General features: G+C 64.4%; 18 protein-coding genes. 7 read left to right on the top strand and 11 right to left on the bottom strand.

Going from position 1 to position 21,973, the window contains the following annotated elements; all coding sequences use genetic code 11:
* Positions 1-19 precede the first annotated feature (19 nt).
* Genes msrB through ABG82_RS15870 form a run of 4 tightly spaced genes read right to left on the bottom strand, consistent with a single transcriptional unit; the run spans position 20 to position 4,153 of the window.
* Positions 20-409 (bottom strand): peptide-methionine (R)-S-oxide reductase MsrB, encoded by a 390-nt coding sequence (gene msrB, locus ABG82_RS15885; RefSeq protein WP_174544369.1) that lies wholly within the window; start codon positions 407-409, stop codon positions 20-22.
* On the bottom strand, positions 366-1,742 hold the full coding sequence (locus tag ABG82_RS15880; RefSeq protein ID WP_043075425.1) for a glycosyltransferase family 87 protein: 1,377 nt from the start codon (positions 1,740-1,742) through the stop codon (positions 366-368). The genes msrB and ABG82_RS15880 overlap by 44 nt, the downstream gene beginning before the upstream one ends.
* Before the next feature lie 46 nt (positions 1,743-1,788).
* The gene (locus ABG82_RS15875) at positions 1,789-3,342 is read right to left on the bottom strand and encodes an alpha/beta hydrolase (protein WP_078343241.1); all 1,554 of its coding nucleotides are present in this window, start codon (positions 3,340-3,342) and stop codon (positions 1,789-1,791) included.
* A gap of 28 nt (positions 3,343-3,370) precedes the next feature.
* A complete protein-coding gene (locus tag ABG82_RS15870) occupies positions 3,371-4,153 on the bottom strand; it encodes a pyrimidine reductase family protein (RefSeq protein ID WP_043075427.1) in 783 nt (260 codons plus the stop codon).
* A gap of 33 nt (positions 4,154-4,186) precedes the next feature.
* Between ABG82_RS15870 and zapE the strand changes: the two genes are divergently transcribed.
* Complete coding sequence (gene zapE / locus ABG82_RS15865) at positions 4,187-5,263, top strand: cell division protein ZapE (protein WP_078343240.1); 1,077 nt, start codon at positions 4,187-4,189, stop codon at positions 5,261-5,263.
* On the opposite strand, the gene ABG82_RS15860 is transcribed toward zapE, so the two are convergent.
* A complete protein-coding gene (locus ABG82_RS15860) occupies positions 5,246-5,800 on the bottom strand; it encodes a GNAT family N-acetyltransferase (protein ID WP_043075428.1) in 555 nt (184 codons plus the stop codon). The two genes, zapE and ABG82_RS15860, sit on opposite strands and share 18 nt — an antisense overlap.
* Positions 5,801-5,863: 63 nt before the next feature.
* Here ABG82_RS15860 and ABG82_RS15855 point away from each other — a divergent pair, with 63 nt between their 5' ends.
* The gene (locus tag ABG82_RS15855) at positions 5,864-6,619 is read left to right on the top strand and encodes an FkbM family methyltransferase (RefSeq protein WP_043075429.1); all 756 of its coding nucleotides are present in this window, start codon (positions 5,864-5,866) and stop codon (positions 6,617-6,619) included.
* A 16-nt stretch (positions 6,620-6,635) separates the two neighbouring features.
* Here ABG82_RS15855 and ABG82_RS15850 read toward each other — a convergent pair whose 3' ends face one another.
* Positions 6,636-7,148 (bottom strand): DUF1942 domain-containing protein, encoded by a 513-nt coding sequence (locus ABG82_RS15850; protein ID WP_043075430.1) that lies wholly within the window; start codon positions 7,146-7,148, stop codon positions 6,636-6,638.
* Positions 7,149-7,260: 112 nt separating this feature from the next.
* On the opposite strand from ABG82_RS15850, the gene ABG82_RS15845 reads away from it, so the two are divergent.
* Together ABG82_RS15845 and ABG82_RS15840 are read left to right on the top strand one after the other, a co-directional pair.
* Positions 7,261-8,283 (top strand): SDR family NAD(P)-dependent oxidoreductase, encoded by a 1,023-nt coding sequence (locus ABG82_RS15845; RefSeq protein WP_043075431.1) that lies wholly within the window; start codon positions 7,261-7,263, stop codon positions 8,281-8,283.
* Complete coding sequence (locus ABG82_RS15840; protein WP_043075432.1) at positions 8,265-8,696, top strand: SRPBCC family protein; 432 nt, start codon at positions 8,265-8,267, stop codon at positions 8,694-8,696. Before ABG82_RS15845 ends, ABG82_RS15840 begins: the two co-directional genes overlap by 19 nt.
* On the opposite strand, the gene ABG82_RS15835 is transcribed toward ABG82_RS15840, so the two are convergent.
* Together ABG82_RS15835 and ABG82_RS15830 are read right to left on the bottom strand one after the other, a co-directional pair.
* Complete coding sequence (locus ABG82_RS15835; protein WP_043075433.1) at positions 8,693-10,063, bottom strand: ABC1 kinase family protein; 1,371 nt, start codon at positions 10,061-10,063, stop codon at positions 8,693-8,695. The two genes, ABG82_RS15840 and ABG82_RS15835, sit on opposite strands and share 4 nt — an antisense overlap.
* Complete coding sequence (locus tag ABG82_RS15830; RefSeq protein WP_043075434.1) at positions 10,060-10,788, bottom strand: TetR/AcrR family transcriptional regulator; 729 nt, start codon at positions 10,786-10,788, stop codon at positions 10,060-10,062. The genes ABG82_RS15835 and ABG82_RS15830 overlap by 4 nt, the downstream gene beginning before the upstream one ends.
* 181 nt (positions 10,789-10,969) lie before the next feature.
* On the opposite strand from ABG82_RS15830, the gene ABG82_RS15825 reads away from it, so the two are divergent.
* The 3 genes from ABG82_RS15825 (at position 10,970) to ABG82_RS15815 (ending at position 14,047) form a co-directional block, all read left to right on the top strand.
* On the top strand, positions 10,970-11,878 hold the full coding sequence (locus ABG82_RS15825; RefSeq protein WP_043075435.1) for a metal-dependent hydrolase: 909 nt from the start codon (positions 10,970-10,972) through the stop codon (positions 11,876-11,878).
* Positions 11,875-12,195: a 2Fe-2S iron-sulfur cluster-binding protein gene (locus tag ABG82_RS15820; RefSeq protein WP_043075436.1), complete on the top strand. Its 321-nt coding sequence runs from the start codon at positions 11,875-11,877 to the stop codon at positions 12,193-12,195. Before ABG82_RS15825 ends, ABG82_RS15820 begins: the two co-directional genes overlap by 4 nt.
* Positions 12,196-12,304: 109 nt before the next feature.
* Positions 12,305-14,047 carry an N-acyl-D-amino-acid deacylase family protein gene (locus ABG82_RS15815; RefSeq protein WP_043075437.1) on the top strand — a complete coding sequence of 581 codons (1,743 nt, stop codon included), beginning with the start codon at positions 12,305-12,307 and terminating at the stop codon, positions 14,045-14,047.
* Between the two features lie 10 nt (positions 14,048-14,057).
* On the opposite strand, the gene ABG82_RS15810 is transcribed toward ABG82_RS15815, so the two are convergent.
* From ABG82_RS15810 to car (ABG82_RS15800), 3 genes are all read right to left on the bottom strand, one after another.
* Positions 14,058-14,558, bottom strand: coding sequence for a nuclear transport factor 2 family protein (locus ABG82_RS15810; RefSeq protein ID WP_043075438.1), 501 nt, complete (start codon positions 14,556-14,558; stop codon positions 14,058-14,060).
* Between the two features lie 91 nt (positions 14,559-14,649).
* Entirely contained in the window at positions 14,650-18,195 is a 3,546-nt protein-coding gene (gene car, locus ABG82_RS15805) for a carboxylic acid reductase (protein ID WP_054173114.1), read from the bottom strand.
* A 41-nt stretch (positions 18,196-18,236) separates the two neighbouring features.
* Complete coding sequence (gene car / locus ABG82_RS15800; protein ID WP_054173122.1) at positions 18,237-21,791, bottom strand: carboxylic acid reductase; 3,555 nt, start codon at positions 21,789-21,791, stop codon at positions 18,237-18,239.
* Positions 21,792-21,973 lie beyond the last annotated feature (182 nt).

The raw sequence follows: 21,973 nt of genomic DNA, 5'->3' as shown, positions 1-21,973 counted from the left end.
GTGTCGACGGCAAGGGGTGTCAGGACGGCTGCAGCGTCAGTGAGATCGAGTTGATGCAGTACCGCTGGTCGGTGGGCGTGGGGTAGCCCTCGCCCTCGAACACGTGACCCAGGTGGCTGTGGCAGTTGGCGCACAGCACCTCCACGCGTCGCATGCCCAGTGAGTCGTCGGGCTTGAGGATCACCGCGTCCGAATCGGCCGGGTCGAAGAACGAGGGCCAGCCACAATGCGATTCGAATTTCTCGGTGCTGCGGAACAGCTCGGCGCCGCAGGCCCGGCAGTTATAGACACCTTCGGTCTTGGTGTCGGTGTATTCACCGACGAACGGTCGCTCGGTGCCCGCCCGGCGCAGCACCGCGAACTCGTCAGGAGTCAGTCGCTCCCGCCACTGCTCGTCGGTCAGATTCACCTTCGGGTCGTTCGGTGTCGTCATCGGCGGCTGACTCCTTAGTGCCTATCTGGGCCCTCATCCAGTCCGGGTCTAGTCCTTGATCCAGTGTGCCAGCGGCCTTGGCGTCCCGGTACCGAAGCACCAGCACCATCATCACGACGATCAGCAGCAGGCACCAGCCGTAGGTGATTTTCAGGTACTCCAGGGCGCGTCCCGTGGTGGGCCAGTGGCCCAGCAGCCAGCGGTCCATGGAGAAGAATCCGTAGACCGCGAGCCAAGCCGGCCAGTTCCGCAGCACCGAGTTGGGTAGCACGATCGTCATCACAAACGGGAACAGCGCCATCGAGTAGTAGCCCTGGCCCAGGCCCAGCAGCAGGAAGGAGGCGGTGAGCAGCACACCGCCGGTGGTCAACGCCCAGAACCTGGGGTCGCGCCGGCGGTAGTACTTGTACAGCAGCCACACACTGACCAGCGCGATCACCAGGAAGGCTATGCGCAAGAAGGCGATCAGTGGTTCGGGCAGCCCGTAGTACACCCCGTTGCCTGCGATGGAGCTGTTGAAGTAGTCGCGGGTCTCGCCGAGGTACTTCACGGTGCGCCGGACGTAGTCCCAGCCGTCGACGATCCGGACCCTGCGTGGGCCGTACAGGGCCACCAGGTTGAAGAACGCGGGGATGCCGAGCGCACCGGCGAAGACGCGCCATTGGCGGTTCAACAACGGCAGTAGCAGCAGCGGAGCCAGCAGCGGTTTAATCACCAGCGTCAGGCCGATGGCCACACCGGCCAGCCAGTCCGACTTCTTGTCGCCCTTCAGCAGCCAGCCGAAGAACAGCACCTCCAGCAGCAGCACCACACCGTTGATATTGGTGAAAACCAATGTGTTGGTGACGCTCTCGGTGCAGAACATGGCGAGCAACAGTGCCGGCGCGGCTACCGAGGCCAGTGTGAAGTTGAACAGCCGCAACAGGAAGTAGGCCGCGATGACGATCGCGATGGTGTTGATGGTGATGAACCAGTAGCGCGAGGCGTCCACCGGTAGATAGCCGAAGGGCGCCAGCAGCAGGGTGCCGCCCGGGGGATAGATGTAGTGCGGGTCGACGTAGGAGAAGTTCTCGCCGTAGACCGGCTGGTGCCGTTTGAAGGCGATGACGGCCCGGTAGACGGGCCCGAAATCATCGGTGATGTAGCCGTTGGTGCCCAGCACATAACTGCGGTGGATCACCGCCATGATGGCCACCGGCCACAGCACCGAACGCAGGATGGTCGCGACCGACGGCGGAGCTTTCCTCGGTGCCAGAGAGTTCCTGAAGCCGGCGACTAGGCCGGTAAACCACGCATCGACTGACACCACGCAGGCACCGTACCCTGAACGCCTCAAAAGGCCCCCGTAAGTACGGCTAGGCCGGGCAGAACGTGTCGGTGTCCGGCAGCTTTCCGTCGTTCAGGTACGCCAGGGCGGGGGGTTGGGCGCAGGGGGTGTAGACGATGGCCCCGTGGCCGATGCCCTGCCACATGACGCGCTTGCTGGCAGCCTTGGCGTTGATGATCACCGCGGCCGTCGCCGAGACGCCCTCGCTGCCGGAGATCGGGTCGTGCTGCCCACCGAGGATCAGCACATTGATCTTCAGATCCTGTGGTGGGTTGGGCTTGGATCCGCTGGGCCATTGCAGGCAGTTCACCAGTTCCAGGGCGGAGGTGCGGCCGAACAGCGGGTACTGCTTGCCCCAGGCCACCACCAGCTCGCGCACCCGGTCGGGGGTAGGGCGGGCCAGCGCGTCGCTGCAGGAGTTCACGAACTGCCCGTCGGTGTCGCGCAGCGCGTTGGCCCGATCCACCAGCGGGGTCAGCGCGCCGCTATCGGGGCCACGTGCGGCGTTGAGTGTGTTCGCAAGATTCTGGACCACGGCGGTGCTGTCGCCGACCGGATAGGCCAGCGCTGTGGTGATGGCCCGGACAACTGTCGCCCGGGACCAGGGCAGACCGCCGTTCTGGGCGCGGTTGAGCAGGTCACCCACGGCCCCGGCCGGGTCGGGTCCCAGCGGGCAGCTGTTGGCGACGCACTGCGCGGCGAACGCGTCGAACGCGGACTGCTCGCCCTTGAGTCGTTGTTCGGCGGCCGCCTCTGCGGCGATGTCGGCGGCGACCGGCGAGTCGAGCAGTAGCCGGGCCACCTTGTTGGGATGGGACCCGGCATACGCCAACGCGACCCGGGCTCCGCTGCCTATACCGAGGAGCGCCAGGGCCGGCACATCCCACTGCGCGCGTAGCGCTTCCAGATCCTCGGCGGCGTGCGCGTCGTTGTACGCGGAGTCGCCGGGGGAGATGGTGTCGGTGCAGTTGGTTGTCGCCGTCTCGACGATCTTGCCCAGGCTTGCCACCGGGTCGTCGCCGCCGCGGTTCTGGGCCTGGTCACGTATGTCCCGGGTGTCCCAGGTGTCGCGGCAGGTGATGGCGTCGGATCGCCCGATACCGCGCCGGTCGACGGCCACGACGGGCCGCTGCTTGAGCACCTGCGCCCCCGGGCCGTTGAGCCAGGTCGCGAGCTGGACCGAGGACGGCAGATCGGAGCCCGTGGTGAAGACGAGCGGACCGGCATCGGCGGGGGTCTGCGAGGTCTTGGCGCGCACCGCGCCCAGCGTCACGGTGCCCGGCGCGCCGTTGATCGGGTCCAGCGGCGCCTTGTACTCCGCACACTCGAGCGTGAAAGTGGGCGAGGTGGTGATGTTGGCGTTGGCGAGCACCTCACGGGTGCAGTCTTGCCAGGACAGGTCGACCTTGGGTTTGTCGATCGACGGCGGGCCGCTCGGCGGCGGCGCTGTGGAGGGACCCGCATTTCCGTGGCCCTCGTCCATCGCGAAATGCGGTCCCGCAGAAGGGCCGGGTGCACACCCTGCCAGTACCCCGGTTAGCAGCTGGGCAACCGCCATCGCCCCCATCAGCCGTGCACGCATGCCGACCACAGTATCGGGTGACCATCGGCTAATCCCGGACGTGCCGCGTGAACAGGTAGCCGTCCGTATCTGCGAGTAGCAACACCCGTCGCCACGCCGTGAGCTCGTCGGTGGGACCCGCTGCGATCCGGGCCCCGCTGCCGCCCACCGTGGTGGGGGCCACGGTCAGACACAGCTCATCGACAAGGCGGGCCGAGAGCAGGGTGCCCAGCAGGGAAGGACCGCCCTCGCACAGCACCCGGGACAACCCCCGGCCGTGCAGTTCGGCCAGTGCCGCCCGCAGGTCGACCTTTCCGGCCTGGTCGGCGACGAGTATCTGCGCGCCGGGCACGCGGGACGCGGCGTTCGCCGCCCCGGAGGCCGATGTCACCACGATGGGGGCGACCTCTGACTCGTCGAACAGGGGAACGCTCGGATCCACCGCCCCCGAGGCCGTGACCACGGCAATCGTCGGGACTTCGCCCTGTCCGCGGGCCTGACGGCGTTGGCGCTGGCCAACCGGCAGATGGGCGCCGTGATAGCGCTCGGCGCGCACCGTGCCGGATCCGACCAGAATCACATCGGCGTTGGCACGCATCGCGGCGAAGACCGCCCGGTCGCCGTCGCCGCCGAGCCCGCCGGACAAACCGGCCACCGTCGCGGCACCATCCAGGCTGCCAATCATGTTGGCGCGCAAATAGGTTTGATCGCTCAAGGGGTAGTCGTACAGGTCGATAAGCTCACTGGAGTCGACCGGCCTACCGGTGCTCAGCTGTGTGAGCTGCGTCCCAGCCGTGCCCCGAATCACCTGTTCATCGTCACTGTCGGCCACAAGAAGATCTCAACACGCCGTTACGCTGCCCGTGTGACTGATCCGCAATCCGGTGCCGCTTTGGGCCATTCCCCGTCGCTCCGCTCGCCCGGGTCCCCGCAGCACCTTGCCGACCGGCACCCCACGGTTTCCAACGAGCGGCTGATTGCCCAGCTGGTGCCGCCCCCAACGTTCAGTTCGGTGAGTTTCGACTCCTACCGGCCCGATCCCAACGAGCCGACCCAGACGGCGGCCGTGGAAGCGTGCCGGGCCTTCGCGCAGGAAGCGACCACCCGCCGGGCCGGTAAGAAGAAGCTGTTCGGCAAGCGTGAGGTGCTGCCCGGAGTCGGGATCTACCTCGACGGTGGGTTCGGTGTGGGTAAGACGCACCTGCTGGCGTCGATCTATCACACGGTGCCGGGCCCCAAGGCATTTGCGAGCTTCGGTGAATTGACCCAGGTGGCAAGCGTTTTCGGCTTCCTGGAGTGCATCGAACTGTTGGCGGACTACACCGTGGTGTGCATCGACGAATTCGAGCTGGATGACCCCGGCAACACAACACTGGTATCCCGTCTGCTCTCGGAGCTGGTGGCGCGGGGAGTGTCGATCGCGGCCACCTCCAACACGCTGCCCGAGCAGCTCGGCGAGGGGCGGTTCGCGGCGCAGGACTTCCTGCGTGAGATCGCGGCGCTCTCGGCGATCTTCAACACCGTGCGTGTCGAAGGCCCGGACTACCGGCACCGCGATTTGCCACCCGCCCCCGAACCGCACACCGACGAGCAGCTTCGTGAGCTGGCGGCATCCATCAACGGCGCCACCTTCGACGGATTCGACGAGCTGTGCAAGCACCTGGCGAGCATGCATCCGTCGCGGTACCTGACCCTCATCGAGGGCGTGACGGCGGTCTTCATCGCGGGCGTGGAGCAGGTGCACGATCAGTCGGTGGCGCTGCGGATCGTGGCGTTGACCGACCGTCTCTACGACGCGGGTATCCCGGTGCAGGCTTCGGGCGCGAAACTGGACACGATCTTCGACGAGGAGATGGTGGCCGGCGGTTTCCGCAAGAAGTACCTGCGCGCCACCTCGCGGTTACTGGCGCTCAGCGCGGCGCCGCTACCCGGCCGCGACTGATCGGGCACGACTGATCGGGCACTGCATCACGTAGTCGTTCTCCAGCCGTTCGCCCACCTGGAAGGTCTTCGTACCACTGCGGGTAAAGCCATGCTTGGCATAAAAGCGTTGCGCGCGTTCATTTTCCTGATTGACGCCCAGCCACACGCCACTCGCGCCGAACGCGGCGGCCTCGGTCAGTGCCGCGCTCATCAGCGTCGCCGCCACGCCGGCCTGGTGGAACTCGGGCACCACGTACATCTTGGAAAGCTGCATGGCGGGCCGTAGCGTCACCGCCTGCTGCACATCCGGGTCGTCGGCGACGCCGTCGACCAGCATCGCGTATCCGATGATCGCGGTGTCGTCCGCACGGGCCACCAGTACGTGGTGGTCACGGAGGTATTCGTCGAAGTTTTCGGCGCTGAGATTGGCCGCGATGAAGGCCGCCACGTCATCGGCAGTGGACGACGGGGGACAGGCGAGCGGGAAGGTGCGGGCGGCGACGGCCGCCAGTTCGGCGCTGTCGGCCGCGGTGGCGACGCTGACCTGAATCGGCATGACCGGGAGGCTACCTATACTTGGCCCGGTTCCAGACCTTGCGACCTAATTGAGGAGCAGCACATGACCCGGCGCGTGACGGCCTTCGGCGAGATTCGTGATGCCGTGGTGGGGCAGGGCCTGCGCACACTTGCCCGCACCACCCCCTGGGTGGAAAGCGAACTGGTCGGCATCGCGCAGGTGGTCAAACCAGGCGATGTCTGCCTTGATGTGGGTGCGGCGGCGGGTTTCTACACCGCGGAGCTGGCCCGTCTGGTGGGTGCGGATGGCCTGGTCTACAGCCTGGAGCCGTTGCGGTTCGCGCACGCGACATCGTCGGCCGCCCTGGGGCTGCGTAGCGCGCAGAATGTGCGCCGCCACGCCGTCGCGCTCGGGACCAACATCGGCGAGCAGGTCATGAGCGTGCCGTTGCGCAACGGCAAGCCCATTACCGGACGGTCGTTTGTCGACGCGGGTGCCGACGGACTGGGTTCCAATGCCGAATTCGACGAACACATTCGGGTGGTTGTCGACACCGAGTCCTTCGACGGTTTCTGCGAGCGCCTCAACATCGCGCGGATCGACTTCGTGAAGATCGATGTGGAAGGTGCTGAACTCGATGTCCTGGTCAGTGGCGAGAAGACGATTGAGCGGACCCGCCCGGCGATGATGCTTGAGGTCGAGGACCGCCACATGGAGCGCTTCGGGCGTACCGCCGACGACATCGTCGCGTGGTTCGCGGCGCGGGACTACCGGATGTCGGTGTGGAGCGCTGACTCATGGCGTCCCGTGGACAAGGTCACCGAGACCTTCCGCAACTACCTGTTCCAGCCTCGCTGACTTCCTGCTCGCGGGCTTAGAGGTCCCACTGCGCCAGGTGAACTTGGGTCTGGGTCGACCGCAGCACGATGTGGCGCACCGGCCCGCGGTAGACGTCCCAGTACACGGCGCCGTTTACCGTCGAGCCTTGCGGTGCGTTGCGCAGCGCGTAGTTCAGGTCATCGGGCTCATCGGTGCGCTGCGGCTCGTAGGCGTCCCCGGTTTCCGGTGAGATGCCGCCGAGTTTGAGCGCCATCAGCAGCGCGTACGCGTTGGGTACCTTGGTGGGCCGGATGGTGACGTACGCCTTCCAGATCACCCCGCGCGGCGTGGCCATGCCGGCGGGGACGCCGGTGGGCTCGATGTTGTGCACGGTGACGTCGGCGCCGATGGTGCCGTAGTCGAAATGCAGCGTCTCGCCGATATGCCCGATGGGCGCCATCCGGTCGGGCAGCGCGGAGGCCGTCGGCGCCACCAACATGGCAAGGGCGCTGAGGGCGGCGATGAGCGGGAGGCCGGGGCGTAGACGCACCCAGCGATCTTGGCACATGCGGTGCAGGAGTCGTCGCCGCACGGCTCTTCGATATTCCCCTGCCCAGGCGCTCCGACGACCTACGATGACCTGAGTGGAGCGTGCGGCCCGGCCGAAGGGGACGTGAGGAATGCGCGTATTGATCACTGGCGGTACAGGATTCGTGGGTGGGTGGACCGCTAAGGCGATGGCCGAGGCGGGCCATAAGGTCCGGTTCCTGGTGCGCCGCGAGACCCGGCTGCACACCACGGTGGGCACTCTCGGCGTCGACGTATCCGACTACGCGGTCGGCGATATCACCGACCGGGAATCGGTCGAGGCGGCGCTCGACGGATGCGATGCGGTGGTGCACAGCGCGGCCATGGTTAGCACAGATCCCAAAGAGGCCGACACGATGATGGCCATCAATCTGGAGGGCACCCGCAATGTGCTCGGCACCGCGGTCGCATGGGGACTCGATCCGATCATCCATGTTTCGAGCATCACCGCACTGTTCAGACCGGGCCTGCGGACGTTCACGGCCGACCTGCCCGCGGCCGGCGGGACCGATGGATACGGTCAGTCGAAAGCTCGGGTCGAGCTGTATGTGCGCGAATTGCAGGACGCCGCCGCACCGGTCACCATCACCTATCCCGGCATGGTGTTGGGTCCGCCTGTCGGCGATCAGTTCGGTGAGGCCGCCGAGGGCGTGCGCTGGGTTTTGTTGATGCGATCGGTTCCGGGCCGTAGCGCCGCCTGGCTGGTGGTCGACGTTCGCGATCTCGCCGCGCTGCACACCGCGCTACTGGAGCCGGGCTGTGGTCCGCGGCGCTACACCGCGGGCGGTCATCGGCTGGAGGTCGACGAGCTGGTGGAACTGTTGACCGGCGCCGCGGGCAGCACCGTGCTCGCCGTTCCGGTGCCCGATTCGCTGCTGCGTGTGGCGGGGACCGTCATGGATCAGCTCGGCCGCTACGTGCCCCTGGAGACCCCGATGACCGAGGCGGGTATGCAGTACTACACACAGATGCCCGCCTCGGACGACACACCCAGTGAGCGTGAACTGGGGGTCACTTACCGAGATCCACGGGAGACACTGGCAGACACCATCGTTGGTTTGCGTGCCGCGAAGACGAACTCGAGGCTATTCGGACTATGGCCCTTCTCAGAATAGAGCGCCGCAGCGCGCTGCCCGCCGACGCGGCATTTACGCGGATCACCGACTGGCCGCGGCACAGTGAGCACATCCCCTTGACCACCGTTGTCGTTACCAGTGAGCCGCCTGCTGGCGTGGGTACCACATTCGTGGGGCGAACAAGGCTGGGGCGCATCGGGTTTGAGGACCCCATGACGGTCACCCGATGGGAACCGCCGCGCGACGGTCGGCCCGGCCGCTGCCGTCTGCAGAAGACGGGAACGCTGGTCCTGGGGTGGGCCGAGATCGAGGTGCACGCGGAGGGCGCCGGCTCACGGGTGATCTGGACAGAGGACGTGAGTGTGCGCGGTGTGCCGCGGATATTCGATCCATTGGCCAAGGCCGGTGGGCAATGGATGTTCGGCCGCGCCCTCACCGGACTGCTGCGTTAGCGCGCAGCGCGCCACCGCGCGATGGCGACTCCGACCTCGGTGGCGGGCGGCTCGCCGAATACCCATTCGCGGGCAATGCGATGCCAATTGCCGGTGACGTTCAGCTGGCCCAACACGCCAAAGGTGTAGAAGTCGGCGCGGCGGGAAAAGATGTGCTCCGGTGGCAGGTTCTGGCGGCGCATACCCGCGAACTCACTTGAACGCGGGTCGACCGCGAGAATCATGGCGCTGGAGGCGATTTCCGGGGTGATGGTCATCTCCTCGTCGACGAGGTTCCATCCCGACGCCGCATGGCAGTACTCCAGACAGTCTTGCGGGGTGACGCCGGCGTCGGGATCGATGATTCCGCGTACGACCATGGCGTCGTACATGTCCTGGGCGCGGTCCTCGGTGGCGGCCCGCATGATCTGCCGTTCGAACTCCACATGTGCGGGGTCCATGCGGTTGTACAGCCCGAAGTCCACAAATCCGAGGATGCCGTCGCGGGTGCGCAGAATGTTGCCCGGATGCGGGTCTCCGCAGAAGTCGTTGTCCTGGAACAGCGACCCGATGTAAAACCGGAAGATGAGCTCGCCGATACGGTTACGTTCTTCGTCGGGAAGTGTCTGCATGTAGGGAAATGCTTGACCGTCGAGGAATTCCGTCACCAGAATCTGTGATGTGCACAGCTCCGGTATGCAATCGGGGATGACGATGAACGGATGCCCACGGTAGCGTTCGGCGATCTCGTGTTGGGTGTGCGCTTCCCGGAGATAGTCGAGTTCGCTTTCCAGGTTCATGGAGATCTCGTCCATGAACGCCGAATTGGACAGCGTGGGTAGCGCTTTGCGCCAAAACTTAGTGAACAGTGCCAGGTTCTGCATGTCGGCGCGGACGGCTTCGTCGACTCCGGGGTATTTCACCTTGACCGCGACCTCGCGCCCATCGAGCAGGACGGCGCGGTAGACCTGGCCGATGGACGCGGCGGCGACGGGGGTCTCGTCGAAGTCGCGGAAGTTCTTCGGCAGTGTGCCCAGGTTGGACTCGATGATGGGCCGCATCACCGAGAATGGTTCACGTGGGGCCTGATCGCGCAGTTTGGCCAGTTTCTGCCGGAATCGCTCGCGGTGAGCCTCCGGGACCATGTCCACTTCAAGCATCGAGAGCAGCTGGCCAAGCTTCATCGCCGATCCCTTGAGACTGCCCAGCACCGTGACGAGCTGATCGGCGGCTTGTAGCGTCGAGCGTTCCGCGAGTAGCTCGCGCGCTTGCTGCGATCGTCCGATCATCGATATCCGGCTGCCGGCGGTGCGCACGGCCTGCCCGGCCGCCAACTTGCCCAGTGCGCGGCCACGGCTGATGCGCGCCAGGGGGACTCGGTCGCTCACGGGCGTTCACCGGGTGTACGGGTGAATGCCAGGTGCAGTGGTTGATCGGGATTGAGGGTCAGGTCGTTGAATTCGGCGATAGACGCGGCGAGTCCCGACAACACCGTGGTCAGGTACTCCACGAACCTCTCGATGGGCATGGGCTCGGCACGTAACTGGTTGGGGCCCAAAAACCATTCGGTGGCGGTACCGATCGCGCCGGCCGCCGAGCTGACCGCCAGATCGGCGTCGTCGATGTCCACGGTCTCGTCATCGATCGCATTCGACAGGATCTCGGCGATGTCATGGGTCATCTGTTGCGCGGTTTCCACCAATCGCTCGGTGCCGTCAGTGGAGTTGATGAAATGTCCGTGCACGATGAAACGCAACACATTTGGATGATCAGAAATCATTTGGGCGTACTCGTTGGCGCCATGCTGCACCAGATCACGCGCGGAATCGGTCATCAGATTGATCCGGTTCATGGACGCGGTCCACAACATGTCCTGCACCCGTTCCAGTACGGCACTGTGCAGATCGGCCTTGTCTTCGAAGTACCGGTACAACTTCGGTTTGGCGACACCGGCCTCCCGCGCGATGTCGTCCATGCTCACGGTGGCGCCCAGGCTGTCGATGGCGCGGAACGCGGCGTCCAGCAATTCTTCGCGGGCAACCTTGCGCCGGTCGCGGCGCTTGGCGCCGACCGGCGCCGACTTCGACGCGATCGCTGTGCTCACGTTCTCCACGCCTCTCATCACCACTGATGGTACGTGTCCCTGGCCGTTAGCTGTCTGGTTCGGGGGACACGCTCCCGCTGCCTATTGTGCTCATGCCGCACGGTATGGATACTAACAGTAGTACTGCGAGTACTACTAATAAATCGCCAGGTCAGACGTCAATGGAGATGTCTCAGGAAGGAGTTCCGTCATGGCTGTTGTCGAGCAGAGGCGGCGGGGAGATGGGACCCGCGCATTGCCCAAGGTGCGTCGGATGAATTTCCGGTTCGGTGAGCCGGCCCCCATGAAGAAGCACTACGTTGAGGGCGACATCGTCTTCAGTCACCTGGTCTCGCTCCTGTCCGGAGCATTCCCTCCCGGCGAAGAGTCGTTCATCCGGTCCGTGCGTAACTACGCCGACCAGATCACCGACCCGGTACTGAAGAAGCGGGTCGCCGGCTTCATCGGTCAGGAGGCCATGCACGGCCGAGAGCACCGCAAGCTCAACGAGAAGATCATCGGCATGGGCTACCCCCTGGTCCGGATCATGAATTTCGAGGAAGGTAGCCGGCGCGAACGTTTGGTCATCGCGCTGGAGAAGCGCGCGCCCAAGATCGCGCACCTGGCGATGACGGCAGCCGCGGAGCATTACACGGCAGTCCTGGCCCAGCGGGTGCTGTCCAGCGCTGAGCTGCAGGAGATTCCCATGTCCGACGAGGTTCACCATCTCTTGAATTGGCATGCCATGGAGGAGATGGAACACAAGTCGGTCGCCTTCGATGTCTACCGGTCGGTGGGCGGCCCGGAATCGGTGCGTATCGGCGTCATGTCGCTGATTTGGGCGGGCACCCTGCCGTTCATGACCCTTGCGGTGTTGGCGTCGATCCTGACCGACCCCAGCGGCTGGAAACCGTTGGCTGTGTTGCGGCAGACCATCGATGTGTATCGCGGCCCACTGGTGAAGGGTCTGATGCGCGATATCGCCGAATACATGCGGCCGGGATTCCACCCCGATGACATCGACACCGAAGAGCTGCTCGAGGACTGGCAGGCAATCCTGTTCGGTTCCGACGGTGAGCTCAATGACCGTCTGCCCGGACGCCGCGCGGTCGGACAGTGACGGCCGAGGCCATTCGAGTCACGGCCCGCGAGGCTACCGGCAACACGGTGCTGGAGGTCGAAATTTACGGCAGCACACACGTTCTGGACTGGCCACCGGGCAAGAAGCTGCTCGATGTGCTGCTCGACGCGGGTATTGACGCGCCCTACGTGTGCCGGGAATCGGCCTGTGCCACCTGCATCTGTTCGGTGCGGGCGGGCCAGACACGCATGCTGATGAACGAGTCGCTCATCGACAGTGAGGTGGCCGACGGCTTCACGCTGGCCTGTCAGACGCTGCCGGAATCGGAGCGGGTGCAGATCGTGTTCGACGGGTAGCCCGGTCGGCCCGGAAAGCCTCCGGGGAAGCCTCGGATGGGGCTTTCAGGTAGGCCCGGTCGAGCAGCGATAGGCTGGCTATCTGCTGATCGAATGAGGTGTATCGACTATGGCGACATATGACCTGCTGGTGCGCGGCGGCCTGGTGTTCGATGGGACGGGAGCGCCCGGCCGGGCCGTGGATGTCGGAATCCGCGGTGGCAAGGTGGTGGCGATGGCACCCGATCTACCGGCTGCCGACGCCGGCGAGATCATCGACGCCGATGGCAAATGGGTCATCCCGGGCATGGTCGATGTGCACACCCACTATGACGCCGAGGTGCTTGTCAGCCCGGGGCTCGGGGAGTCCGTGCGCCACGGCGTCACGTCGGTCATCTACGGCAACTGCTCGATGTCGGCGGTGTATGCCGATCCGGAGGATGTCGCCGACCTTTTCGCCCGGGTTGAGGCGCTGCCGTGGGATGCGGTCCACTCCGCGCTCAAGGAGCACAAGGACTGGGACGGGCCGCGTGGATACCGCAGGTTCATCGAGTCACTTCCGTTGGGTGCCAATGTCGCAACGCTGATCGGCCACTCGGATATCCGCGCCGCGGTGATGGGGCTGGCGCGTGCGACGGACTATGCCGAGCGCCCCACGTCTGGGGAGCTTGCCCGGATGCGTGCCATGGTGACCGATGCCCTGGACGCCGGGTTTGTGGGCCTGTCCACCGACCGGCTGCGTTTCTCCAAGCTCGAAGGCACACGTTTTGCCGGCCGTCAGCTGCCGTCCACCTACGCCACCTGGCGCGAATACGGTGCCCTCTACGACGTGGTGCGCCGGCGTGGTGCCGTGGTGCAGTCGAATCTCGATGTCGAGAAGCGGCCCGAGACCATCATGCACTTCCTGCTCAGCGGTGCCCGCCCATGGCGGCGGTCGCTCAAGACCACGTTGTTGGCGGCCTTCGACCTGAAGAGCAACCGCTCGGTGATCAAACTTCTCAAAGCGGCCACTGGTGGACTCAATCCGCTGCTGCGATCCCAGGTCAATTTCCAGCTGCTGGCGGTGCCGTTCCACCTGTACTCCGACGGAATGGACCTGGTGATCTTCGAGGAGTTCGCCTCGGGTACGGCGGCATTGGATATCCGGGATCAGCTGCAGCGGGTCGATCTGATCAAGGACGAAGGATATCGGCGGCGGTTCCGCAAGGAGATGGCGCAGAAATACGGGGTGGTGGCCTGGAACCGGGACATGTACGACACCGAAATCGTCGGCTGCCCCGACGAATCGGTGGTGGGCAAGTCCTTCGGTCAGGTGGCCGACGCCCGCGGCGTGCAGCCGGTGGACGCGTTTCTTGACCTTGTTTCGGAGTATCCCGGAAAGGTGCGATGGCACACCACCATTGCGAACGACCGGACCGACGTGCTCAACGAGGCCATCAAGTACCCGCATTTCCAGCTGGGTAACAACGATTCCGGCGCGCACCTGCGGAACATGTCCTTCTACAACGCGGGCCTACGTTTGCTCAAACGTGTCAAGGAGGCCGGTGAGGCGGGTGCTCCGTTCATGCCACTGGAGGCAGCGGTGCACCGGCTCACCGGTGAGCTGGGCGAGTGGTACGGACTGGATGCGGGCCGGTTACGTATCGGCGATACTGCCGACATCGCCGTGATAGATCCTGCCGGACTTGATGATTCGCTCGAGGAGTACCACGAGCAATACATGGAGGAGTTCGGGGTGTCGCGTCAGGTGTGTCGTAACGACCAGGCGATTGCGGCCACCGTGGTCGGTGGGCAGCGGGTGTACTCCTACGGCACATTTGTCGAAGGCTTTGGCAGCACGTTCAAGGCCGGCAGGTTCCTGGCGACGAGCTAGGCGGGAGTGTTCAGCTGAGCCAGCCCATATTTTTCCCGAAGGTTTCCGCCGCCGGGGAGAGTGAACCCAGCTCGCCACTGCGCTGGACGTAGCCCTGAATCGCGATCATGAACTGCATCGGGTTGTACACGTCTTCCTCGCCCGCCCATTGGTTGTCGCCTGCGTAGCGGAAGATGCTGATATTCGTTGCTTCCCAGATGCTTCCGTCGCCGGGGTCCTTCATTCGGTTGACCAGTTCGCAGATGACCCAGCCGTGTTCCTCGTCCACGACATGCCAGTTGGAGAAGTAGTGGGGCATCTCGGCGCCGGGGAACTCTGACATGGTCTTGACCATGGACTCGCGAATGGACTCGCGGCCCTCGAAGGTGCCGTAGGTCGGTTCGATGTAGGTGCCGTTCTCGGCGAACAGATCCGCGTATTTGGCCCAGTCGCCCTTGGGGCCTATCTCGTCGACCACCCGCAGGTGATGGTCGAACATGCCCTGCAGTTCGTCGCGTGACCACTGTCCCATGGCGGCGACACTAACACCGCCGACCGTTCGGCTTCCGGGGTTTCTTCGGTATTGGCGTGAAATTGAAAGCAGGGCACAGAAATTCGCGCGGCTACAACAAGCCGAGCTGTTTCAGGTCGGTTGCGTACTTGACGATGAGATCCCGTGTGAGGTGTGGGATATCGGCGTTCTGCGCGGACTGGACACCCTCACGGAACCTGATCGCCGGCAGGAAGGCGCCGTTGTGTGCGTGTTGCGGATACCGATACGCGTGGAGCAGCGGTAGCAGGGAGTGTTGTTTTTGTTTTTCGGGTAGGCCGCGGATGGCGGTGTCGAAGCGGTTGAACCATTCGTTGTAGTTGGCGATGCGCTGGATGGGGTATCCGGCGTCGATGAGCCAGTCGACGAAGTTGTCCAGCGAGATCCCATCGGCATGCGGATTCACCGAATCGTAGGTATGGAATCCTTCGATGGCACCGAGGGCGGTGATGGCCGATGCCGTGAAATCGGCTGGTAGTCCGTCATAGTGGGCCAGTGGTCGCTCGCCAGTGACCTGTGCTTGGTAGAACGAGCCGGGCGCGATTCCGGTGGCGATGAGGCTGAGGATCAGGCGGGTGAATTGGTCGGGGACGTTGAGCTGGCCGGTGTAGTGGCTGTGGGCCAGGATCATGTCCGAGCGCAAGACTGCGACCGGTAACCCGCACAGGTCGTGTGCCTCGCGCAGCAGTACCTCGCCGGCCCATTTCGCGTTGCCGTACCCGTTGGCATAGCCCTCGTCGATAGGCCGGACCGCGCTGATGATGCGGATATCGGAATCCTCGTCGAACACCTTGGGATCTACCGAGATTGCCACCGCAACCGTCGAAAGATAGGTGATGGGCTTGATGGTGGTGGTCAGTGCCAGTTTGATGATTTCGGCGGTGCCCACGACATTCGGCCCGAAGAGCTGGTTGTAGGGCAGTACGTGGTTGACCAGGGCGGCCGGGTGCACGATGACGTCGACGGTGTCGGCGAGGCGCTGCCAGGTCTCGGCGTCCAGTCCCAGGTTTGGGTCTCCGATATCGCCGGCGAGCACTTCCAGATGCTTTTCCGCCAGCGAGCGGAAGTGCGAGAGCAGTGCGGCATCACCGCTGTCGAAGGCCTCCTCAAGACGCCGGTACGCCGAGGCGCTGTCCTTACCGCGGATGACAGTGACGAGCTTGCCGCCGGTTTTGTCCAGGCGCTCAAGCCATTCCAGGGCCAGAAATCGGCCCAGGTAGCCGTTGGATCCGGTGAGCAGCACCGTCTGGGGGATTCCCACAGCGCGGGGGAGCGTGCGGGCTGCCTGCAGGGTGGCCTCATGGATGAACTTGTCCAGCGTCAGGTCCGCGGCCCGTATCTCGGTATGCCCGGTCCCATGCACCGATTCCGCTGTGGGTCTTGCCGACCCCGCGTCGCGGTGCTGCTCGATGATGCGTGCGATAGCAGTCAGGTCGTTGGCGGCGCTGACGATATCGCCGACCGGTATCTCGACCGCGAAGATATCGCGCAGCAGATCCGAAAAGGCAAGGGCTGACAGTGAATCTCCGCCGAGATCGATGAAGTGAGCGTCCGGGCTCACCTCTGCCGCGGACAGGCCCAAGAGTGCGGTGACCGCGCGTTGCACGGTATCGAGGACGGGTTTGCCTTCATGCCCGGCAGAGTGCAGGGCCTGCAGCTCTAGGGCCTGGGCGGTGGCGATATCGGTGTACAGCTGTTCCAGCTGGGCGCTGTACTTCTCATGCAGCTTGGGACGAGCCAGCTTGGCGATGCCAGTCAGTAAGCCGTTGGCCGCTGTGAATGGTTCGGTCTCGACCAGGAAGTCCCGCGGCACCTCGTAGGGTTGCAACGCGGCGTCGCGGGCGACCTGCTGAAGCGACTCCGCGATCAGGCGTTTGAGCAGCTCGCCGTTGCCCCGGCTCTGTTCATGTGCCTCGGCGGTCGGTACCACCACGGCCAGCAGATAGGACCTCTCGCTGCTTCCGTAGACGCAAATCTGGTGCACCAGCGGGCTGTTGGCGTACTCGGCTTCCAGATTCGCGATGGCTACGAACTCGCCCTGGGACAGCTTGATGACATTGTTCCGTCGGTCCACGATCTGGATCTTGTCGGGTTCCAGCTCGGCGACGATGTCTCCGGTCTTGTAGTACCCGTCGGGATCGAACACATCGGCGGTGACGTCGGGGCGCTTGAAATAGCCGCCGAATACCGATTCCGCTTTCACCAGCAGCTCGCCGCGCGGGTGTGGCTTGTCCGTGGAGAAGTAGCCCAGCTCGGGCACATCGACCAGCTTGTAGTCGATGACCGGTGGGCGCTGGATGCGGCCGTTGCGCACAATGACCCCGGCTTCGGTGGAACCGTAGCCGTCGGTGATACGGGCATCGAGGCAGGATTCGATGAAAGCGGCCAGTTCCTCGGAGAGCGGGGCCGAGCCGCACACAATCGTCAAAACACGTCCACCGAAAAGGTTTTCACGGATATCGGTTTTGACCTCATCATCGAGGGAGGGTAGATCGGCCGCCGGATCAACGGCGGCACGGCGCTCGACCTCATTGCGGTACCGCTGAAAAAGCATGTCGCACACGCGGGGCACAAGGGTCACCACCGTCGGCCGGGTCAGCGTGATGTCTTCGAAGAGCGTGGACATGTCGCTGGATGCCGCGAAGTAGGCCAAACCGCCGCAGGCGAGCGCCGTGACGAGGCTGCCGCGTCCCATCACGTGGCTCATCGGCATGAAATTGAGGTTGATCAGTGGAATTTCGGCCTTGGAGCTCAGTGTGTCGGCGCGCAGCCAGGGCTTGGCGACCATCTTCTCGGTATAGGTGGCGCCCTTGGGGGTGCCCGTGCTTCCCGAGGTGTAGATGACCAGTGCCAGCGGGTCGGTGCCCTCCTCGGCAATGAACAGCGGGGCATCCGGAAAGGCGCGCCCGTGCCCCACCACCAGGGACATCGCATCGATGGCAATGGGCAGGCCGGCTTCGGCGATTCGGCGCTGTGCTGATTCGAGGTTTTCGCGCTGCGCGTCGACACCGGGGTGGTAGTCGAAGACGGTGATATGCCGCAGCGACGGCGTCGCGAGTACCGATTCCATTGCGGCGTCGAGTAATTCGGCGCTCACTGCCAGTACAGCGGGTTCGGATTCGGCTAGAATCGCGGTCCAGTTGGAGGCCGGCGCGCTGGTCTGCAGCGGAACCGCTACCGCGCCAAGATGGATGCACGCGAGGTCGATCGCGGTGTAGTCGACGCTGGTGAAACCGAGCATCGCGACAAAATCACCCGCACGCACCGGTGCGAGGGGATCGTGATACCAGGCAGAGGCCAGTGCACGCGCCATGCCCCACAGCTCTCCGTAGGTGACGGTCTCGAACTCGGGCAGCGGACGCAGTCGCGAGTGGCCGGCCTCGTCGGTGACCAGCTCCTGAACCCGGTGCCCTAGAGCCGGACGGTCGCTGTACCCGTCCATGATCGTGGCGACCACCTGCGCGAGCCGCAGACCGGGCGCGGCAACGGCGGCATCGACCGCGGTGTCGGGCTTGGCAGCACGAAACTGCGGGTCCTCGGTGAATAGGCGCCTGACGCGGTCTCCCAACCGCTGACGACGTGCTTCTTTGGTGTTATCAGCGGCGGCGTCGATCGTCATATCGGCAGCTTACGAAACCGTCGATTCTGTAAGCGCGCGGGTCACAGGAGCCCGAGTTGTTCGAGGTCCTTGGCATACTTCACGATCAGCTGTTGCGACAGGTGTGGAATGTCCGTGGTGCCATCCTGCCCGGCCGGGCCGATCCCGGCGGCCTGCACGGCATGCTGGAACCGCTTGGCCGGGACAACCCCATGGTCCTCGGCGCCGGACGGCTGCTCGAACGCGTGCAGCAGCGGTAGCAGGGAGTGTTGTTTTTGTTTTTCGGGTAGGCCGCGGATGGCGGTGTCGAAGCGGTTGAACCATTCGTTGTAGTTGTCGATGCGCTGGATGGGGTATCCGGCGTCGATGAGCCAGTCGACGAAGTTGTCCAGCGAGATCCCGTCGGCGTGCGGGTTCACGCAGTCATAGGTTTCGTAGCTATCCGTCACCTGCGTACCCAATGTGGTGATCGCCTCGGCGGTGAAGTCACCGGGCAGCCCGTCGTAATGTGCCCGGGGGCGTTCGCCGGTGGCTTGTGCTTGGTAGAACGAGCCGGGGGCGATTCCGGTGGCGATCACACTGAGAAGTAGCCGGGTGAATTGGTCGGGGACATTGAGCTGGCCGGTGTAGTGGCTGTGGGCCAGGATCATGTCCGAGCGGAACACCGCGACCGGTAGCCCGCACAGGTCGTGTGCCTCACGCAGCAGTACCTCGCCGGCCCACTTGCTGTTGCCGTAGCCGTTCGCGTACAGCTCGTCGACTGGACGCACCGCACTGATGAGCCGGATGTCCGACTCTTCGTCGAACGTCGCCGGATCCACATACGCCGCGACCGCCACCGTTGACAGGTAGGTGATGGGCTTGATGGTGGTGGTCAGTGCCAGTTTGATGATTTCGGCGGTGCCCACGACATTCGGCCCGAAGAGCTGGTTATAGGGCAGTACGTGGTTGACCAGGGCGGCCGGGTGCACGATGACGTCGACGGTGTCGGCCAGGCGCTGCCAGGTCTCGGCGTCCAGTCCCAGGTTTGGGTCTCCGATATCGCCGGCGAGCACTTCCAGATGCTTTTCCGCCAGCGAGCGGAAGTGCGAGAGCAGCTCCGTGTCCCCGGTGTCGAAGGCTTCCTCAAGACGCTGATAGGCCGCCTCGGCGTTCTTGCCGCGCACGATGACGATGAGCTTGCCGTCTGTTTTGTCCAGGCGCTCAAGCCATTCCAGGGCCAGATAGTGGCCGAGGTAGCCGTTGGATCCGGTGAGCAGCACGGTGTGCGGGGTACCGGTGGTCTTGGGGAGCGAGGGGGCCGCCTGCAGGGTGGCCTCATCGATGAACTTGTCCAGCGTCAGGTCCGCGGCCCGGATCTCGGTATGCCCGGCGCCGTGCACTGTTTCGGCGGTCGGCCGCGTCCCACCCGAATGGCGTTGTTCGTCAACAAACTTCGCGACCCCGCCGAGATCGTTCGCGGCGCTGACGATGACACCGACCGGTACTTCGACCGCGAAGATATCGCGCAGCAGATCAGAGAAGGACAGTGCGGACAGCGAATCGCCACCCAGATCGGTGAAATGCGCGTCCGCGGCGAGTTCGGCGGACGAGACTCCGAGCAGAGCCTGTGCGGCCTTGAGTACGGTCTCCAGCGCGGGCTTGTCCGGGTCGACGCTGTGCAGCGCCCGCAGCTCGGCGGCCTGCTGCTCGGCGATCTCGGCGTACATCTGTTCTAGCCGTTCGCCATAGTGCGCCTTGAGATTTGGCCGCGCCAGCTTGGCGATACCGGTCAATAGGCCGTTGCCCTGGCTGAACGGCTGCGGCTCGATGATGAAGTCACGGGGAACCTCGTAGGACTGCAGCTGGATTTCCCTGGCGATGTCCTGCAACGAGTCCGCGATGGTTGCCTTCAGTGCTGCCGTATCGCCCTTGGCGGACGCAACCGCCTCCGGGGTCGGCACCACGACGGCCAGCAGGTAGGACCGCTCGCTGCTCCCGTACACGTAGATCTGATGCACCACAGGGCTGTTGGCGTACTCGGCCTCCAGCGTAGCGACCGCGACGAACTCGCCCTGGGAGAGCTTGAGCACGTTGTTACGGCGATCGATAATCTGGATGTTGTCGTGGGACAGCTCCGCGACGATGTCGCCGGTCATGTAAAACCCGTCGGGGTCGAAGACGCCGGCAGTTACCTCGGGACGCTTGTAGTACCCCAGGAACATCCCGTCGGTCTTCAGCAGAAGTTCACCGCGCGGGTGCGGCTTGTCGGTGGAGAAGTAGCCCAGCTCCGGCACGTCAACGAGTTTGTACTCGATGACAGGTGGGCGTTGCACGATGCCGTCGCGGAACACCATGCCGGCCTCGGTGGAGCCGTAGCCGTCGGTCAGGTTCAGCTCGAAACACGATTGGATGAACTCGCTCAGCTCTTCGGACAGTGGAGCAGAGCCGACCATCACCGCCAGCACACGGCCACCGAACAGGTTGTCGCGGATATCGGTCTTGACCTCTGCGGCCACCGCGTCGGCGTCGAGAGCCCTACCACTGGCGAGGCGCCGGTCCACCTCTGTCTGGAAGCGCTGGAACACCATGTCGCAGACACGTGGAACCAGGGCGAGGGCCGTCGGGCGGATCAGCTCCATATCTTCGAAAAGCGTTGACATATCGCTGGATGCGGCAAAGTAGCCGGTCCCGCCCGTGGACAGGGTGGAGGTGAGTGTGCCGCGGCCCATGATGTGGCTCATCGGCATGAAGTTGAGCCCGATCATGGGCAGATTCTCGGTACCGGCCATGACGTCTTCGCGAATCCACCACCGGCGCACGATGTTTTCACTGTGCATCGCGCCCTTCGGCGCCCCGGTGCTGCCCGAGGTGTAGATGAGCAGCGCCAGTGGGTCATCGCCGGGAGAAGGTGCGTAGAGCGGGGCCGCGGGAAGTGCGGCACCACGGGTGATCACCGCGTCGAGGGTCTCAATGGCGATGCCCGTGCCCGCGAGTTCGGCACTGGCCGCCTCGAAGGCCTCTCGCTGCCCATCGACCTCGGGGGTGTAATCGAAGACCACGACCTGCTTGATAGAGGGTGTCGCACGCACGGATTCCAGTGCCGTGCCGATCAATTCAACGCTCACGGCCAGAGTGTTCGGTTCTGTCTCGGCCAAAATAGTGGTCCACTGCGAAGCCGGTGCACTGGTTTGCAACGGAACCGCGACGCCGCCAAGGATCATGATCGCCAAATCCAGCACGGTGTAGTCGATGCTGGTGAACCCCAGCGTCGCCACCAGATCGCCGGCCTTGACGGGGTGGGTGGGCTCGTGATGCCAGGCGGCTGCGACTGATGTTGTGCGGGACCATAATTCACCGTACGAGGTGATATCGAAGCGGGGGAGCAGGCGCAGCACGGTGCGTCCGTCTTTGTCGGTGACCAACTCACGCGCACGCTCGCCCAGTGCGGGACGCTCGGCGTAACCCGTCATGAGTGTCGCGATAGCCTCGGAAAGGTGCAGGCCGGGGCGTAGGACTTGCTTGGTGACCTCCGGATCGGGCAGGGCGGATCGGAACTGTGGATCGGTCTCGCGCAGGTTCTCAACGCGGAGGGACAGCTGCTCCTGCTGCAGGTCGGTTTCATTGGTCACAGTCATGGGCAGCCTCACATCGAGAGAGTGTTCTTGGGAAGTCCAAAAAGTAGATTACCTAAACTAACGATATATCCAGTTATGGTATTCCTCACAATCAGTGTCCCGCTATCGGGTGGGTAAATCCACTGTTGAACTGCCCATAAGCGGTTGGCGCGACACGGGCCCCGCGGGAACTGCCCGGCTAA

Origin of the sequence: Mycobacteroides immunogenum (assembly GCF_001605725.1) — a bacterium.
Lineage (GTDB): Bacteria > Actinomycetota > Actinomycetes > Mycobacteriales > Mycobacteriaceae > Mycobacterium > Mycobacterium immunogenum.
Note: the sequence above shows the minus strand (reverse complement) of the source record. Positions and strands in the feature narration are given on the sequence as shown.

Excerpts from the sequence above, each read along its gene's own strand:
- car (WP_054173122.1), bottom strand. The coding sequence starts at position 21,791 with ATGACTGTGACCAATGAAACCGACCTGCAGCAGGAGCAGCTGTCCCTC.
- ABG82_RS15815 (WP_043075437.1), top strand. The coding sequence starts at position 12,305 with ATGGCGACATATGACCTGCTGGTGCGCGGCGGCCTGGTGTTCGATGGG.
- ABG82_RS15845 (WP_043075431.1), top strand. The coding sequence starts at position 7,261 with ATGCGCGTATTGATCACTGGCGGTACAGGATTCGTGGGTGGGTGGACC.
- ABG82_RS15825 (WP_043075435.1), top strand. The coding sequence starts at position 10,970 with ATGGCTGTTGTCGAGCAGAGGCGGCGGGGAGATGGGACCCGCGCATTG.
- ABG82_RS15860 (WP_043075428.1), bottom strand. The coding sequence starts at position 5,800 with ATGCCGATTCAGGTCAGCGTCGCCACCGCGGCCGACAGCGCCGAACTG.
- ABG82_RS15875 (WP_078343241.1), bottom strand. The coding sequence starts at position 3,342 with ATGCGTGCACGGCTGATGGGGGCGATGGCGGTTGCCCAGCTGCTAACC.
- ABG82_RS15810 (WP_043075438.1), bottom strand. The coding sequence starts at position 14,558 with ATGGGACAGTGGTCACGCGACGAACTGCAGGGCATGTTCGACCATCAC.
- ABG82_RS15840 (WP_043075432.1), top strand. The coding sequence starts at position 8,265 with ATGGCCCTTCTCAGAATAGAGCGCCGCAGCGCGCTGCCCGCCGACGCG.
- ABG82_RS15855 (WP_043075429.1), top strand. The coding sequence starts at position 5,864 with ATGACCCGGCGCGTGACGGCCTTCGGCGAGATTCGTGATGCCGTGGTG.
- ABG82_RS15850 (WP_043075430.1), bottom strand. The coding sequence starts at position 7,148 with ATGTGCCAAGATCGCTGGGTGCGTCTACGCCCCGGCCTCCCGCTCATC.
- car (WP_054173114.1), bottom strand. The coding sequence starts at position 18,195 with ATGACGATCGACGCCGCCGCTGATAACACCAAAGAAGCACGTCGTCAG.